We start from the raw sequence: 15,103 nt of genomic DNA, 5'->3' as shown, positions 1-15,103 counted from the left end.
AGCGCCCCGCCGGAGCCCCCTCAGCAGCCCCTAGCGCCCCACCGCGTACCCCTGCATCCCCCGCGGGTTCGCGGCCGCCGAGAGCACCCCGGTGCGCGGGTCCCGCGCCACCGCGCACAGCCGCCCCTCCGACCAGGCCTTCCCCACGGTCACCTCGTGTCCCCGGCGGCGCAGTTCGGCGACGACGGCCGGGTCGGTGCGGGACTCCACAGTGACGCTGCCGGGCCGCATGCCGCGCGGGTAGAACGACTCGGGGAAGGATTCGTTGTGCCAGTTCGGGGCGTCGATGGCGCCCTGGAGGTCGAGCCCGCCGCGGACGGCCCCGCGCAGGGCCACCGCGAGGAAGAAGTGCAGCTGCCACTGGTCCTGCTGGTCGCCGCCCGGCGTGCCGAACGCCATGACGGGCACGCCGTCCTTGAGGGCGAGCGACGGCGTGAGCGTGGTGCGCGGGCGGCGGCCCGGGGTGAGCGTGTTCGCGAGGCCCTCCTCCAGCCACGCCATCTGCAGGCGGGTGCCCAGGGGGAAGCCGAGTTCGGGCACCACCGGGTTGGACTGGAGCCAGCCGCCGGAGGGCGTGGCGGCGACCATGTTGCCCCAGCGGTCGACGATGTCCAGGTGACAGGTGTCGCCCCGGGTGGCGCCGTCCCGGGCGACGGTGGGCTCACCGGCGCCCGCGGCGGCCCCGGTGCCCGCCAGGGCGCCCCGCGCGTGGGGGGCCGGTTCCCCGGAGGCGACCGCCCGCGCGTGGGCGGGCAGGCGCGGCTTGCGGCCGCCGGGGCTGCCCGGCCTGAGCTTGTGGGAGGCCTCGCCGTCGACGAGGGCGCGCCGCCCCGCGTTGTAGGTCGCGCAGAGGAGGTCGTCGAGGGGCACGTCGGCGGCGTCGCCGTACCAGGCCTCGCGGTCGGCCATGGCGAGCTTGCAGCCCTCGACGAGCAGGTGCACGTAGTCGGCGGAGCCGTACGCGGGCAGTTCCGGCGGCAGCAGGGCGAGTTGCTGGAGGAGGGCGGGGCCCTGGCTCCAGGGGCCCGCCTTGCACAGGGTCCAGCCCCGCCAGTCGTACGTCACCGGGTCCTCGTACGTCGCCGACCAGGCGGCGAGGTCGGCGGCCGTGAGCGTGCCGGTGTGGCGCGTGCCGCTGGTGTCCATGGTGGGCCGGGCGGCCTGGCGCACCAGGGCCTCGGCGATGAAGCCGGTGCGCCACACCGCGCGTGCCGCCTCGATCTGCGCCACGCGGTCGTCGCCGCCCGCCGCCCGCGCCTCGGCGAGCAGGCGCCGCCAGGTGGCGGCCAGGCTCGGGTTGCGGAACAGCTCCCCCGGCGCGGGCGCCGCGCCGCCTCGCAGGTACACCTCCGCCGACGACGTCCACTCGGTCTCGAACAGCTCGCGCACCGCCTCCACGGTCACGCCGACGCCCTCCACGGGGGCGTGCCCGTCCTCGGCGTACCCGATGGCGTACTTCAGGACGTCGGCGAGCGGCTTGGTGCCGTGGTCCTTGAGGAGCAGCATCCAGGCGTCGAACGCGCCGGGCACGGCCGCGGCCAGCGGTCCGGTGCCGGGCACGAGGTCGAGGCCCAGCTCGTCGCGGTAGTGGGCGACGGTGGCCCCGGCGGGCGCCACGCCCTGCCCGCACAGGACCCGCACCGGGCCCGTGGCGGGCGCGAGGAGGAGCGGCACCTCGCCCGCGGGCCCGTTCAGGTGCGGCTCGACGACGTGCAGGACGAAGCCGGCGGCGACGGCCGCGTCGTAGGCGTTGCCGCCGTCTTCGAGGACGGCCATCGCGGACTGCGAGGCGAGCCAGTGCGTGGACGACACCATGCCGAAGGTGCCCTGAAGCGTGGGGCGCGTCGTGAACATGCCCGCAGGCTAGTCCCGGTGGCCGCGCCCACGGCCGCCCGGTCCGGCATCCGGTACGCCCGCCGCGCCGGGGAGCAGGCCGTGCGTCTGCGCCCGCAGGACGGTGGCCACCCGGTCCCTGGTGCCGAGTTTGCGGTAGATGCTCTGGATGTGTTTCTGCGCGGTGTGTACGGAGATGCCGAGGCGGCGCCCGATGACGGCGGCCGTCAGCGCGTCGGCGAGCAGTCCGAGGACGGTCAGCTCGCGCGGCGTGAGGTCGCCGCCGGGCGTCGCGTGCTCGGCCGCCGTGCTGTCGGGGGCGGGGGCTTTCCGGCCGCCCGGCGGTGTCGCGGGTGTCGCGCTGGCCGCGTGCCAGCACTCCAGGAGCTGGGCCTGGCGGTCGACCCCTTCGAGGAGGGGCTGGATGCGGCGCGCGTAGGCGAGTTGGGCCGTGGTGAAGGCCGGGCCCGAGCGGCAGACCAGGAAGTACCGGAACGGCCGTGAGGCGTCCGGCAGCGGCAGGCCGAGCAGATGCTCCGTGCCGAGGGCGTCGCGCAGCAGCCGCGCCGCCGCGCTGGCGCGCCAGGCGCGCTCGCCGAGGATCTCGGCGGCGGTGCGCGGGGCGCGGTCGCCGGAGGAGGCGTAGTGGTCGGCCAGCGGGCAGGCGCGGTGGATGCGCTCGCGCACCGCCGCGTCCGGCTCCCGCGCGGTCGCCGTGTCCGCCGCCCAGAAGCGCATCACGCCCTCGCCGCCCGGCTGTTCGTCCCGCTTCAGGAACACGAACTCCCCGCCACAGGTGCGCAGCAGCTCCGTCACCACCGGGTCCCATAACCGCCGGGGGTCCTGTTCCCGCAGCGCGGCCACGGCGAGGTTGAGCATACGCTCGTACTGCCCCACCGATAGAACAGACATTCCAGACACCATGTCTCCCCGTTTTTTATGCGCCGCTAACGCGTCCCTAACGCGCTCCTGAGGGTCGATACGCACTTTTACCCATACCACTCGACGCCCAGGCTGAGCGAGTCTGGAACGAGTAACCACGGCGAGCGCCAGCCGAAGCCGCCCCGCCGATCCGGCGAACTCACCACCACTGGATGCGAGAAGAGCCGTCCGGCCAGGCAACACACCTCACCACGACACCAGATTCCCGCCGGGCGCCCCCACCTCAGAATTCCCCAGGGAGACATGTCCCGCCAACGGGACAGAAACTCCTTAGCATATATGCCCTGATGGTTCATCAGAACAGCGACGATCACTCAGCGTACGGTGTACGCACAACACCGCGAAGGAACCCCCTCACCCTGGTGTTCCGGTTACCGTTGAGGCCGGAACGTTGTGGATGGCCGGGGCCGGGTGCCCCGTGGGCAGGAGGGTGTGCGGTGCACGGCGAGTACAAGGTCCCGGGCGGCAAGCTCGTCGTGGTGGATCTGGACGTCGAGGACGGGCGGCTGTGCCGGGTGCGGGTGGCCGGGGACTTCTTCCTCGAACCGGACGAGGCGATCCTCGCCATCGACGCCGCCCTGGAGGGCGCCCCCGCCGACACCGACGCGCCCGGGCTCGCCGCGCGCGTGGAGGCGGCCCTGCCCCCAGGGACGGTGATGTACGGGCTCACGGCCGAGGGCGTCGCGATCGCCGTGCGGCGTGCCCTCGCGCACGCCACGGACTGGACGGACTACGACTGGCAGCTCGTCCACGAGGGCCCGCAGCCGCCCGCGCTGCACATGGCGCTCGACCAGGTCCTGACGGAGGAGGTCGCCGCCGGGCGGCGGCCGCCGACGCTGCGGGTGTGGGAGTGGGGCGCCCCTTCGGTGATCATCGGCAGCTTCCAGTCCCTGCGCAACGAGGTCGACCCGCAGGGCGCCGAGCGCCACGGCATCGGCGTGGTGCGGCGGATCTCCGGCGGCGGCGCGATGTTCGTGGAGCCGGGCAACACCATCACGTACTCGCTGTCCGTGCCCGACGCCCTCGTGCAGGGCCTGTCGTTCCAGGACAGCTACGCCTACCTCGACGACTGGGTGCTCGGCGCGCTCGGCGACATGGGCGTCAAGGCCTGGTACCAGCCGCTGAACGACATCGCCACGGACGCCGGGAAGATCGCCGGTGCCGCGCAGAAGCGGATGGTCGGCCCCGGCGGCACCCCGGGCGCGGTGCTCCACCACGTGACCATGGCCTACGACATCGACGCCGACAAGATGACCGAGGTGCTCCGCATCGGCCGCGAGAAGCTCTCCGACAAGGGCACCACCAGCGCCAAGAAGCGCGTGGACCCGCTGCGCCGCCAGACCGGCCTGCCCCGCGAAGCCGTCATCGGGAAGATGATCGACTCCTTCCGCGGGCGGTACGGCCTGGCGGCGGGCAAGGTCAGCGACGCCGAGCTGGCCCGCGCCGAGGAGCTCGCGCGGACGAAGTTCAGCTCGCCGGAGTGGACGGCGCGGGTGCCGTAGGCCTTCCGGTACGGGGCTCGGCCGCCGGGGCCTTCGTCCAGGCCGTCGCGCCGATGCGGCCCGTGCTGCCGAGGTCGATCCCGCCGTCGGGGGCGACGGTCCGCGCGGGCCTGCCGGGGACGGGCAGCACCTGGAGCCGGGTGCCGTGGACGGGGTCCTTGGTGGTGTTGGCGTAGGTGTTGCGCCACACCACCCCCGCGGTCGCCGACTCGCCGTGCCGGAGCGTCACCGGGTGCGGCCCGGGGTCCTTCACAGCGGTCGTGATGGGCTCCGCGCCCCGGAGGCTGTGCACGTCGAAGGCGGTGCCGTCCTCGTCGAGCACCTGGAGCGTCGGGTAGCCGTCGAGACGGTACGTGCTGGTGCCGCAGTGGGTGAGCCACAGCGTCATCGCCCGCAGCCCCATCGCTCTGTCCACCGGGCCCTGCTCGAGCAGGGTGCCGGTCCTGCCCGCGCAGTCACGGGACGGCTGCGGCGGCTGCTCCGCCAGCTCGGCTCCGTAGCGGTGGAAGTCGTCCGGGTCGAGCGAATCGGCCGTGACGGGCCCCGAGGGCACGCCTGCCCCAGGAGCGCTCCCCTCACCCTCGTTCCGCCCGTCCCCCTGTCCGCACCCCGCGATCAGCAGGGCGCCGACACCAAGCACAGCGGCGCGTCTCAGCGGTATGCGGCTCATGCCGGGATCATGCCACGCCCCGCAACTCCCGCTCCCGCTCCCCCTCCCGCCAAGGCCACATCAACCCCACGTACACCACGAACGCCGCCCCAAGCCCCACGGCCCACCCATAGTCGGCCAGCGGCTCCAGGAAGGGGATCAGGCCGTCGCGCGGGAAGGGGCCCTTTCCGGGGTCCGAGTGCGAGCCGCCCACCGCGAGGAGCCCGCCCACGGCGAACGCGGCCACGGCCCGCCAGTTCCAGCCGCGCCGGTACCAGTAGCGCCCCTCGGGCCGGTACAGGTCGGCCAGGTCGAGCCGGGTGCGGCGGATCACCCAGTAGTCGGCGATGAGGACTCCGGCGACCGTGCCGAGCAGCCCGCCGACCACGCCGAGCCACACGAAGATGTACAGCTCCGGTGTCTCGATGAGCTTCCAGGGGAAGATGAGCACGCCGACGACACCGGTGATCAGCGCGCCCGTGCGGAAGGTGATGACCTTCGGCGCGAGGTTCGCGAGGTCGTACGCGGGTGAGACCACGTTCGCCGCGATGTTCACCGAGACCGTCGCGACCAGGACGGTGACCAGGGCGAAGAGCAGCCCGAAGACGTTGTCGGCCTTGGCGGCGAGGTCCACCGGCTCCCAGATCGGCTCGCCGTACACCGCCTCCGAGCCGGAGGTGACCAGCACGGACAGGAGCGCGAAGGCGGTCATCGTGGTGGGCAGGCCCAGGGTCTGGCCCCACACCTGGGCCCGCTGGCCCTTCCCGAAGCGGGTGAAGTCCGGGATGTTCAGGGACAGCGTCGACCAGAAGCCGATCATGCCCATGAGGGCGGGGAAGAACACCGGCCAGAAGTCGGCGCCCCAGCCGAGCTTCGAGGGCCGGTCGAGGAGCGGCCCGAGCCCGCCCGCCTTGTCGGAGATCCACACCAGCAGGACCACCGCGCCGACGAGCACGAACGGCGCCGCCCAGTTCTCGAACCGGCGCAGCGTCTCCATGCCCCGGTGGATGATGGCCAGTTGCAGCGCCCAGAACGCCAGGAAGCACAGCCACAGCGGCCACGGATAGCCGCCGGTGTGCGAGGTCTCGCTCCAGGCGCCGCCGAAGACCTGGTCGAGCAGCACGAAGATGCCCTGGCCGCCGATCCAGGTCTGGATGCCGAACCAGCCGCAGGCCACCGCCGCCCGGACAAGCGCGGGCAGATTGGCGCCGCGCAGGCCGAAGGAGGCGCGGGCGAGCACGGGGAAGGGGATGCCGTACTTGGGTCCCGCGTGGCCGGTGAGCAGCATCGGGAGCAGCACGATCACATTGGCGAGCGCGATCGTGAGCACGGCCTGCTTCCAGTCCATGCCGAACGCCACGAGGCCGGACGCGAGGGTCCAGGAGGGGATGTTGTGGGCCATGCCCACCCACAGGGCCGCGAAGTTGTAGGTGGACCAGTGGCGTTCGGCTAGCGGGACGGGTCTGAGGTCGTCGTTGGCGAAGCGGCTGTCGCGGGGGTAGGCGCCGGGCGACAGCTCGACGCGGCCGTCGGCGGCGGTGGTCTGGGACGGGGACGCGGCGGGCACGGCGTCGGTCATGGGCGGGCCCTTCGCTGGAGGGGAGTCAGGTCAGGGCCGGGATGACCTCCGCGCCATAGGCGTCGATGACGTCCTCGCGGGCGTCGTGCATGGCGTACAGGGCGAACTGGTCGACGCCGAGGTCCTTGAGGGCGCGCAGCTTCTCGATGTGCGCGGCGGCGGGCCCCACCAGGCAGAAGCGGTCGACGATCTCGTCGGGCACGAAGGCGGTGTCGGGGTTCCCGGTCCGCCCGTGGTGGGCGTAGTCATAGCCTTCGCGCTCCTTGATGTACGCGGTGAGGGCCTCGGGGACCAGCGAGGAGTGCTCGCCGTACTTGGCGACGAGGTCGGCGACGTGGTTGCCGACCATGCCGCCGAACCAGCGGCACTGTTCGCGCGCGCGGGCCAGGTCGGCGCTGACGTAGGCGGGCGCGGCCACGCAGATCTTCACCGCGGCGGGGTCGCGTCCGGCGGCCGCGGCCGCGTCCCGTACGGCCTTGATCATCCACTCGGTGAGATAGGGGTCGGCGAGCTGGAGGATGAACCCGTCGGCCTTCTGCCCGGTGAGCGCGAGCGCCTTCGGGCCGTACGCGGCCATCCACACCGGGAGCTTGCCGTTCTTGATCCAGGGGATGCGCAGGGTCTGGCCGCCGACGTCGGCCTCGCGGCCCTCGGCGAGGTCGCGGATGACCTCGATGGACTCGCCGAGCCGGGCCAGCGTGTTGGGGGTGCGGCCCGCGACGCGCATCGCGGAGTCGCCGCGGCCGATGCCGCACACGGTGCGGTTGCCGAACATGTCGTTGAGCGTGGCGAAGGTGGAGGCGGTGACCTCCGGGGTGCGGGTGCCCGGGTTGGTGACCATCGGGCCGACGATCAGCTCCCGGGTGTGCTCCAGGATCTGGCTGTAGATCACGAAGGGTTCCTGCCACAGGACGGCCGAGTCGAAGGTCCAGCCGTAGCGGAAGCCGTTCTGTTCGGCGCGCCGCATCAGGCCGACGACTTCGGACGCGGGCGGATCGGTCTGCAGGACGAGTCCGAAATCCACGGGGATGCCTCCTCGTTCAGGTACTGAGTTCTGGTACTGAGCTCAGGTAGTGAGTTCAGGTACTGAGTTCAGGTACTGCCTAGTCCAGGTACTGGCAGGTGGCGCGGGGCGTGTAGACGCCGTGCCCGGCGCGGCCGGTGAACGCGCGCTGGTCGATGACCACGTCGCCGCGCGACAGGACGGTCTCGACGCGTCCGGTGACGCGCCTGCCCTCGTACGCCGAGTAGTCGACGTTCATGTGGTGGGTCTGGGCCGAGATGACCTGTTCGGCCGCCGGGTCGTAGATCACGATGTCGGCGTCGGCGCCCGGCGCGATGGTGCCCTTCTTCGGGTAGAGGCCGAACATCCGGGCCGGCGTCGCGCAGGCGATCTCGATCCAGCGGCGGCGGCTGATGTGCCCGTCGACGACCGCCTGGTGGAGCAGGTCCATGCGGTGCTCCACGCCCGGCAGACCGTTGGGGATCTTGGAGAAGTCGCCGCGGCCGAGCTCCTTCTGGCCGGTGAAGCAGAACGGGCAGTGGTCGGTGGACACCACCTGGAGGTCGCCCGTGCGCAGGCCGCGCCAGAGCGCCTCCTGGTGCTCACGGGGCCGCAGGGGCGTGGAGCACACGTACTTGGCGCCCTCGAAGCCGGGCTCGGCCAGGTTGTCGGTGGACAGGAACAGGTACTGCGGGCAGGTCTCGCCGAAGACCGGCAGCCCCTTGTCGCGGGCGGCGGCGAGCTCCGCGACGGCCTCGCCCGCGGACACGTGCACCACGTACAGCGGCGCCCCGGCGACGCGCGCCAGCTGGATGGCGCGGTGGGTGGCCTCGGCCTCCAGGAGGACCTTGCGGACCTCGCCGTGGTAGCGGGGGTCGGTCTCGCCGCGCTGGAGGGCCTGCTCGACGAGGACGTCGATGGCGATGCCGTTCTCGGCGTGCATCATGATCAGGCCGCCGTTGGCCGACGAGCGCTGCATGGCGCGCAGGATCTGCCCGTCGTCGCTGTAGAAGACGCCCGGGTAGGCCATGAAGAGCTTGAAGGACGTGATGCCTTCCTCGACGAGCAGGTCCATCTCCTTCAGGGACCGCTCGGTCACATCGGAGAGGATCATGTGGAAGGCGTAGTCGATGGCGCACTTGCCGTCGGCCTTCGCGTACCAGGCGTCGAGGCCCTCGCGCAGGGAGCGGCCCACGGACTGCACGGCGAAGTCGACGATGGTGGTCGTGCCGCCCCAGGCCGCGGCCCGGGTGCCGGTCTCGAAGGAGTCGGAGGCGAAGGTGCCGCCGAAGGGCAGCTCCATGTGCGTGTGGGCGTCGACGCCGCCCGGGATGACGTACTTGTCGGTCGCGTCGATGACGCGGTCGGCGGTCCAGCTCCGTGCCGCCTCCGTACCGTGGGCCGCTAGCGCGGCGATCCGGCCGTCCTCGACGAGCACGTCGGCGTGGGTCTCCTCGGCGGCGGTGACGACGAGTCCGCCGCGGATCAGGGTGCGGTCGCTCATGGTGGTGCGCTCCCTTTGTGTACGGGGGTGGGCGTCGGCGGCGAGGCCGCGGGCGGGCGCCTAGGCGGCGCGCAGGGCCCGTTCCAGGATCGCGGCGCCCTCTTCCGCCTCGGCGACGGTCAGGGTCAGCGGCGGCGCGATCCGCAGGACGCTGGTGTGGTGGCCGCCGCCCTTGCCGAGGAGGAGGCCGCCCTCGCGGGCCGCTTCGAGGACGGCGGCGGCCGCGGCCGGGTCGGCCTCGTCCGTGCCCGGCTTCACCAGCTCGACGCCGATCATCAGGCCGCGGCCGCGCACCTCGCGGACGCCGGGCAGCTGGGCGCCGATGGCCCGCAGCCGCTCGATGAGCAGCCCGCCGACCCGGCGCGCGTTGCCCTGGAGGTCGTGTTCGAGCAGATAGGTGAGGTTGGCGAGGCCCGCGGCCATCGTCACCGGTGAGCCGCCGAAGGTCGAGATGGAGCCCGCGTCCAGGCAGTTCATGACCTCGGCGCGGCCGACGACACCGCCGATCGACATGCCGTTGCCGATGCCCTTGGCGAAGGTCAGCAGGTCCGGCGGCCCGGCCGCGCCGTGCGCCTGCCAGCCCCAGAAGTGGTCGCCGGTGCGGCCCCAGCCGGTCTGCACCTCATCGGAGATCCACAGGACGCCGTGCTCGCTGAGGACCTCGCGGAAGGCCGCGTACAGGCCGTCGGGCGGCGAGGTGAAGCCGCCGACGCCCTGGACCGGCTCGGCGATCAGGGCCGCGACGTCGCGGGTCTGGCCGAGCATGTCCCGCAGGTCCGCGACGCACGCCTCGGTGAACTCGGCGTCGCTCAGGGCCGCGTAGGGCCCGCGGGTGCGCAGCCCGCCGTGGACGTAGAGCGTCTGCAGCGGGGAGAGGTCGGTGGGCGACCAGGCGCGGTTGCCGGTGATGCCGACGGCGGCGAAGGAGCGGCCGTGGTAGCTGTTGCGCATCGCGAGGACCTGGCGCGAGCGGCGGTGCGCGGTGGCGAGCAGCAGCGCGGTGTCGTTGGCCTCGGTGCCGGAGGTGGTGAAGAAGACGCGGGCGTCGGGGATGCCGGACAGGGTGGCGACGCGTTCGGCGAGGTCGACCATCGGGCGGTTCAGGTACAGCGTCGAGCTGTGGATGATCCGGCCCGCCTGCTCGGCGACGGCCTTGGTGACCTCGGGCAGCGCGTGCGCGGTCATGGTGGTGAGGATGCCGCCGAAGAAGTCCAGATAGCGCCGCCCCTGGGCGTCCCAGACGTGGCGGCCCTCGCCGTGGGTGATCTCGATCGGCTCGTCGTAGTACAGCGCGAGCCAGTCCGGCAGGACGGCCCGGTGCCGGGCGTGCAGGTCCTTCACGGCTTGACCAGCCCTTCGTACGCGTCCGGGCGGCGGTCCCGGTAGAACGCCCACTGCTCGCGGACCTCGTCGATCAGGTCGAAGTCCAGGTCGCGCACGAGGAGTTCCTCCGCCTTGTCGCTCGCGGTCTCGCCGACGAACTGCCCGCGCGGGTCCACGAAGTAACTCGTGCCGTAGAAGTCGTTGTCGCCGTACTCCTCCTGGCCGACGCGGTTGATCGCGGCGACGAAGTACTCGTTGGCGACGGCGGCCGCGGGCTGCTCCAGCTGCCACAGGTAGCCGGACAGGCCGCGCGAGGTGGCGGAGGGGTTGTAGACCAGCTGGGCGCCGTTCAGGCCCAACTGGCGCCAGCCCTCGGGGAAGTGGCGGTCGTAGCAGATGTAGACGCCGATCCGGCCGACGGCGGTGTCGAAGACGGGCCAGCCGGCGTTCCCCGGGCGGAAGTAGAACTTCTCCCAGAATCCCTTGACTTGGGGGATGTGGTGCTTGCGGTACTTGCCGAGGTAGCTGCCGTCGGCGTCGATCACGGCGGCGGTGTTGTAGTAGAACCCGGACTGCTCGACCTCGAAGACCGGCACGACGATGACCATGCCGGTCTCGCGGGCGAGCTCCCGCATCCGGCGCGTGGTCGGCCCGTCCGGGACGGGCTCCGCCCAGCGGTAGTGCTCCTTCTCCTGGACCTGGCAGAAGTACGGGGCGTTGAAGACCTCTTGGAAGCCGATCACCCGCGCGCCCTGCCGGGCGGCCTCGCGGGCGTGCTCCTCATGCTTGGCGATCATGGATTCGGTGTCGCCGGTCCAGGTCGCCTGGACGAGTGCGGCGCGTACGACGTTGGCCATGAGATGCTCCTTCGACAGGACGTCAGAGAGCCTCTACGCCCGTAGACTTGGTGCGTAGACAGATGAACGTAAGCCCCCATCGACGGCCTTGCCAAGACCATCGTCAGCAAGCGGCGGAGTCGATCATGTTTCGCACCCGAGTGGGTGCGAAACGGGCGCGCCCGGCGCGCCTCAGGTGGTGAAGCCCGCGACGCGCAGCGCGTGCACGAGGTCCCAGTGGCGATCGTCCGACACGGCCTTGGCGGTGGTGATGAGCAGCGGGATGAGCCGCTGCGGATCGGTGTGCGCGCAGGCCGCGACGTCCTCGGCGCTGCGCACGCGCACATACGAGTCGAGGAGCGCGCGCGCCTCCCGCTCGCGCCCGGCGTCGATGAGGGCGAGCAGCGACTCGGCGATCTCCGGCGCGGGCCGGGCGACGCCCTGGCGCAGCAGCTTGCGGCAGTCCTCGCCGCGGCCCGCGCCCGCGAGCGCGTCGGCGACGGCGACGAGCTGGTCCGGCGGCAGGGACGCCGCCTCCCACAGCAGCGTCGCCCAGTCGGCGCCGAGGCCCGCGTGGTGCAGTTCCTCGGCGAAGAGCGGCAGGCGGGCCGGGGGCCAGCCCGCGGCCTCCACGAGCACGCCGTGCGCCTCTCCGCTGCGGCCCTCGCCGCGCAGCCGGATCAGGGCCCTGACGGCGTCGACGGTGACGCGCTCGTCATCGGCGCCGTCGGCGTCTTGGGCACCGGGATCGGGGTGGGCGCGCGGCTCCGCGTCGACGGCCTGGACGTAGCGCGCACCGCGCGGGGTCGCGGGCTCGCCCGCGCCCGGAGCGGGGGCGGGCTCGGCCGCGCCGTCGCCCGTACCGTCCAGGCCCGCGTACCGGGCGCCGCGCGGGCGGCGGCGTACGTCACGACGGCGCGAGCGGGCGGACGCCTGCGCGGGAACCTTGGGGGCGTCGGCGGCCTCGGAGGCCTCGGGCTCCTCGGGTGCCTCCGGAGCCCTGGGACCGGTGTCCGGCGCGGGGGCGGAGGCTGGGACGGGGACGGGGGAGGCGGGGCCCAGGGTCTCGGGACCGTAGGCGTCGCGCGCGTCGTAGGCATCGCGCGCGTCATAGGCGTCGCGCGTGTCGTAGGCGTCGCGCGTGTCGTAGGCGTCGCGCGCATCGAACCCGCCCCGTGCGTCGGGGGCGGCGTGCGGGTCGTACGCCGCGTGCGGGTCCTGGTCGTACGCGGCCTGCGGGTCGCCCACGCCCTGCGCGTCGAACCCGTCGGGCGGGACGCGCCCGGCGTGCGCGCCCTGCGAGCCGTACCCGCCAAGCGGGACCCGCCCGGCGTGCGTATCCCGTTCGCTCTCCGCGGCGTACGCGCCATATCCGTCGGGCGCGGCCTGCGCCTCCTGCCTGCCACGCGCGTCATACGCCTCACGTGCGGCGCGTTCGGCGCGCGCGGCGCGGGCGTCACGCACACCTCCCGCGTCGAGCCTGCCGCGCGGCGCGGGCGCGCGCCCGCGCCGCGCATCGGCTGCTGAGGGCTCCCCGCCGTCCGTGCCGCCGCCTCCGAAGTCCACCCACTTCGGCGCCCGCTCCCGGTCGAGGCGCTCCATGCGTGCGCGCAGCTCGGCGCAGCGGGCCGCCGCCCGCTCGTGGTCGTCGCGCACCCACGCGAGGTCCAGGTGGACGCGGTCCACCTCGTCGGGCGTGGCCGCCAGGGCGAGGGAGCGCGCGAGCTCCTGCTCCCGTTCGAGGGCGAACCGCTGCTCCTGGAGCATCATGTCGAGCCGGTCGCTGAGGAGTTCGCGGCCGCCGGGACGGTCGTCGTACGCGGCGACGGACGCCGCGTGCAGGGCCCGCGCCCGGCCGGTCTCGGCCTCGGCGACGCCCACGCCGACGTCGGCCGCGAGGTCGTGCAGCAGCGCCTGGACGACGTCCCAGGGCGGCACCTCGGCGCCGTCGAGACAGGCCCGCATCCCGTCGGGGTCGCGCGACCAGAACACGCCGCACCACCCGGCGCCCTGATCGAGGCGTGCCAGGAGCTCGTGCAAGTACCGTGCGAACTCCCGGACCTGTTCCGGGAGTTGTCCCACTGCCATCGTCGGGCACCGCCCCCTGGGAGACTGGAGTCTGCCGGTCCGGAAGATAACACCAGATGGGTGACGGCACGGCCGTACACGGTTTTCCGAAGTCTTCATTAATTACTTGGACGTGCGGCGCGATGCGTGGCTAGTCTGCGCACATGTCCAGTCCCGAGGCGAGCAGACGCTAGCCGCCGGCGCGCAGCCGGTGGCCCCCTTCTGATCCGGCCCGCAGCCGCGTAGCAGTTCCCCCTGGAACTCCGCGGCCGCACCGCCCTGGGACCATCGCCGCGCCGCAGTCACGGACCTCTCTTTCTTCCCTCCTTTTTCCTTCTCCACTGCCTGGACCCCGCTCCGTGCCCGGGGCGCCGCGCGTCCTCGCCGTGGCTGACATGGCCCTGGAGTCCCGCCATGCCCTTGGTCCTCTATCTGCTCGGTCTCGCCGTGTTCGCACAGGGCACCTCCGAGTTCATGCTGTCCGGCCTGGTGTCGGACATCGCCGCCGACATGGAGGTGTCCGTTCCCGCCGCCGGGTCGCTGACCTCGGCGTTCGCCGTGGGAATGATCGTCGGAGCGCCGCTGATGGCGATCCTGAGCCTGCGCTGGCCGCGCCGCCGCGCCCTGCTCGCCTTCCTCGTGACGTTCCTGCTCGTGCATGTGGCGGGCGCGCTCACCACCAGTTACGGCGTCCTGCTCGCCACCCGCGTGGTCGGCGCGCTCGCCAACGCGGGCTTCCTCGCGGTGGCGCTCGCGACCGCGACCGGCCTGGTCGCGCCGGACGCCAAGGGGCGGGCCACCTCGGTCCTGCTCGGCGGCACCACGCTCGCGTGCGTCGTGGGGGTGCCGGGCGGTGCGCTGCTCGGCCAGCTGTGGGGGTGGCGCGCCGCGTTCTGGGCGGTGGCCCTGGTGTCGCTGCCCGCCGTCGTCGCCGTCGCGCGCTCCGTACCGGCGGGCGCCCCCGGCGGCTCGGGCGCCGGCGCGCGCTCGGAGCTCGCGGCCCTGCGCGCCCCGCGGCTGCTCCTGACGCTGCTGCTCGGCGCGCTCGTCAACGGCGCCACGTTCTGCGCCTTCACCTACCTCGAACCGCTCGCCACCCACGTCACCGGCGTCGGCGGGGCCTGGCTGCCCGCGCTGCTCGCGCTGTTCGGGCTCGGCTCGTTCGCCGGGGTCACCCTGAGCGGGCGCGTCGCCGACAGCCGTCCGGTGCCGCTGCTCGTGGCCGGGGCGGTGGCGCTGCTCTGCGGCTGGACGGCGTTCGCGCTGACCGCTCAGCACACCGCGGCGACCGTCGCGTTCGCCTTCGTCCTGGGCGCCCTGTCGTTCGCGGTGGGCTCCACGCTGATCGCCCGCGCGCTGTACGCGGCGACGGCGGCGCCCACACTGGGCGGCGCGTTCGCCACGGCGGCGTTCAACGTCGGCGCGGCGGTGGGCCCGTGGGCGGGCGGCCGGGCGATCGGCGCGGGGCTCGGCTACCGCTCGCCGCTGTGGGTCAGCGCGCTCATGGTGGCCCTCGCCCTCGCCGTGGCGGGCGGGGCGGCACTGACCGCGCGCCGGGCGCGCGCCACGCGCCCCGCGGGCCTCACACCGGTATCAGGACGCACATCCGCGCCACCTCGTCCATAGAGAGCTCCAGGGCCGTCGCGAGCGCCGCGACCGTGAAGAAGGCGGGCGTCGGCGCCCGGCCCGTCTCGATCTTGCGGAGGGTCTCGGCCGAGATCCCGGCGCTCGCGGCGACCTCGACCATGCTCCGCTCGCCACGCGCCTCGCGCAGCAGACGGCCAAGCCGCTCACCGCGCTCGCGCTCTTCTGGGGTCAGTGGAGTGCGCACCATGCCCGCCATCCTACCCTCACCCCCATTTAAA

At 73.2% G+C, this 15,103-nt stretch carries 12 protein-coding genes; 2 read left to right on the top strand and 10 right to left on the bottom strand.

Annotated features, from left to right (window positions below; genetic code table 11):
• Positions 1-30: 30 nt before the first annotated feature.
• On the bottom strand, positions 31-1,854 hold the full coding sequence (locus tag AC07A4_RS16780; protein WP_478598702.1) for a gamma-glutamyltransferase family protein: 1,824 nt from the start codon (positions 1,852-1,854) through the stop codon (positions 31-33).
• A 9-nt stretch (positions 1,855-1,863) separates the two neighbouring features.
• Entirely contained in the window at positions 1,864-2,745 is an 882-nt protein-coding gene (locus AC07A4_RS16775; protein ID WP_478598700.1) for a helix-turn-helix transcriptional regulator, read from the bottom strand.
• 467 nt (positions 2,746-3,212) lie between these two features.
• Between AC07A4_RS16775 and AC07A4_RS16770 the strand changes: the two genes are divergently transcribed.
• Entirely contained in the window at positions 3,213-4,277 is a 1,065-nt protein-coding gene (locus AC07A4_RS16770; protein ID WP_478598698.1) for a lipoate--protein ligase family protein, read from the top strand.
• Here AC07A4_RS16770 and AC07A4_RS16765 read toward each other — a convergent pair.
• The 7 genes from AC07A4_RS16765 to AC07A4_RS16735 all read right to left on the bottom strand — a co-directional run bounded on the left by AC07A4_RS16765 (position 4,243) and on the right by AC07A4_RS16735 (position 13,259).
• Positions 4,243-4,947 carry a DUF4232 domain-containing protein gene (locus AC07A4_RS16765; RefSeq protein ID WP_478598696.1) on the bottom strand — a complete coding sequence of 235 codons (705 nt, stop codon included), beginning with the start codon at positions 4,945-4,947 and terminating at the stop codon, positions 4,243-4,245. The two genes, AC07A4_RS16770 and AC07A4_RS16765, sit on opposite strands and share 35 nt — an antisense overlap.
• 7 nt (positions 4,948-4,954) lie before the next feature.
• Complete coding sequence (locus AC07A4_RS16760) at positions 4,955-6,505, bottom strand: NCS1 family nucleobase:cation symporter-1 (RefSeq protein ID WP_478598694.1); 1,551 nt, start codon at positions 6,503-6,505, stop codon at positions 4,955-4,957.
• A 25-nt stretch (positions 6,506-6,530) separates the two neighbouring features.
• On the bottom strand, positions 6,531-7,529 hold the full coding sequence (locus AC07A4_RS16755; RefSeq protein ID WP_478598691.1) for a TIGR03842 family LLM class F420-dependent oxidoreductase: 999 nt from the start codon (positions 7,527-7,529) through the stop codon (positions 6,531-6,533).
• A 79-nt stretch (positions 7,530-7,608) separates the two neighbouring features.
• Complete coding sequence (gene hydA, locus AC07A4_RS16750; protein ID WP_478598689.1) at positions 7,609-9,012, bottom strand: dihydropyrimidinase; 1,404 nt, start codon at positions 9,010-9,012, stop codon at positions 7,609-7,611.
• 60 nt (positions 9,013-9,072) lie between these two features.
• On the bottom strand, positions 9,073-10,353 hold the full coding sequence (locus tag AC07A4_RS16745) for an aspartate aminotransferase family protein (protein WP_478598687.1): 1,281 nt from the start codon (positions 10,351-10,353) through the stop codon (positions 9,073-9,075).
• Entirely contained in the window at positions 10,350-11,192 is an 843-nt protein-coding gene (locus AC07A4_RS16740; RefSeq protein WP_478598684.1) for a nitrilase-related carbon-nitrogen hydrolase, read from the bottom strand. The genes AC07A4_RS16745 and AC07A4_RS16740 overlap by 4 nt, the downstream gene beginning before the upstream one ends.
• A 171-nt stretch (positions 11,193-11,363) precedes the next feature.
• A complete protein-coding gene (locus tag AC07A4_RS16735; protein ID WP_478598682.1) occupies positions 11,364-13,259 on the bottom strand; it encodes a hypothetical protein in 1,896 nt (631 codons plus the stop codon).
• Between the two features lie 393 nt (positions 13,260-13,652).
• Here AC07A4_RS16735 and AC07A4_RS16730 point away from each other — a divergent pair, with 393 nt between their 5' ends.
• Positions 13,653-14,864, top strand: a complete 1,212-nt coding sequence (locus AC07A4_RS16730; protein WP_478598679.1) for a Cmx/CmrA family chloramphenicol efflux MFS transporter — start codon at positions 13,653-13,655, stop codon at positions 14,862-14,864.
• Here AC07A4_RS16730 and AC07A4_RS16725 read toward each other — a convergent pair.
• A complete protein-coding gene (locus tag AC07A4_RS16725; RefSeq protein WP_478598677.1) occupies positions 14,821-15,072 on the bottom strand; it encodes a helix-turn-helix domain-containing protein in 252 nt (83 codons plus the stop codon). The two genes, AC07A4_RS16730 and AC07A4_RS16725, sit on opposite strands and share 44 nt — an antisense overlap.
• Positions 15,073-15,103 lie beyond the last annotated feature (31 nt).

The organism is Streptomyces sp. NPDC043996 (assembly GCF_056435225.1).
Note: the sequence above shows the minus strand (reverse complement) of the source record. Positions and strands in the feature narration are given on the sequence as shown.

Coding starts and splice junctions, on each gene's coding strand:
- AC07A4_RS16780 (WP_478598702.1), bottom strand. CDS start 1,854: ATGTTCACGACGCGCCCCACGCTTCAGGGCACCTTCGGCATGGTGTCG.
- AC07A4_RS16775 (WP_478598700.1), bottom strand. CDS start 2,745: ATGTCTGTTCTATCGGTGGGGCAGTACGAGCGTATGCTCAACCTCGCC.
- AC07A4_RS16765 (WP_478598696.1), bottom strand. CDS start 4,947: ATGAGCCGCATACCGCTGAGACGCGCCGCTGTGCTTGGTGTCGGCGCC.
- AC07A4_RS16760 (WP_478598694.1), bottom strand. CDS start 6,505: ATGACCGACGCCGTGCCCGCCGCGTCCCCGTCCCAGACCACCGCCGCC.
- hydA (WP_478598689.1), bottom strand. CDS start 9,012: ATGAGCGACCGCACCCTGATCCGCGGCGGACTCGTCGTCACCGCCGCC.
- AC07A4_RS16740 (WP_478598684.1), bottom strand. CDS start 11,192: ATGGCCAACGTCGTACGCGCCGCACTCGTCCAGGCGACCTGGACCGGC.
- AC07A4_RS16735 (WP_478598682.1), bottom strand. CDS start 13,259: ATGGCAGTGGGACAACTCCCGGAACAGGTCCGGGAGTTCGCACGGTAC.
- AC07A4_RS16730 (WP_478598679.1), top strand. CDS start 13,653: ATGCCCTTGGTCCTCTATCTGCTCGGTCTCGCCGTGTTCGCACAGGGC.
- AC07A4_RS16725 (WP_478598677.1), bottom strand. CDS start 15,072: ATGGTGCGCACTCCACTGACCCCAGAAGAGCGCGAGCGCGGTGAGCGG.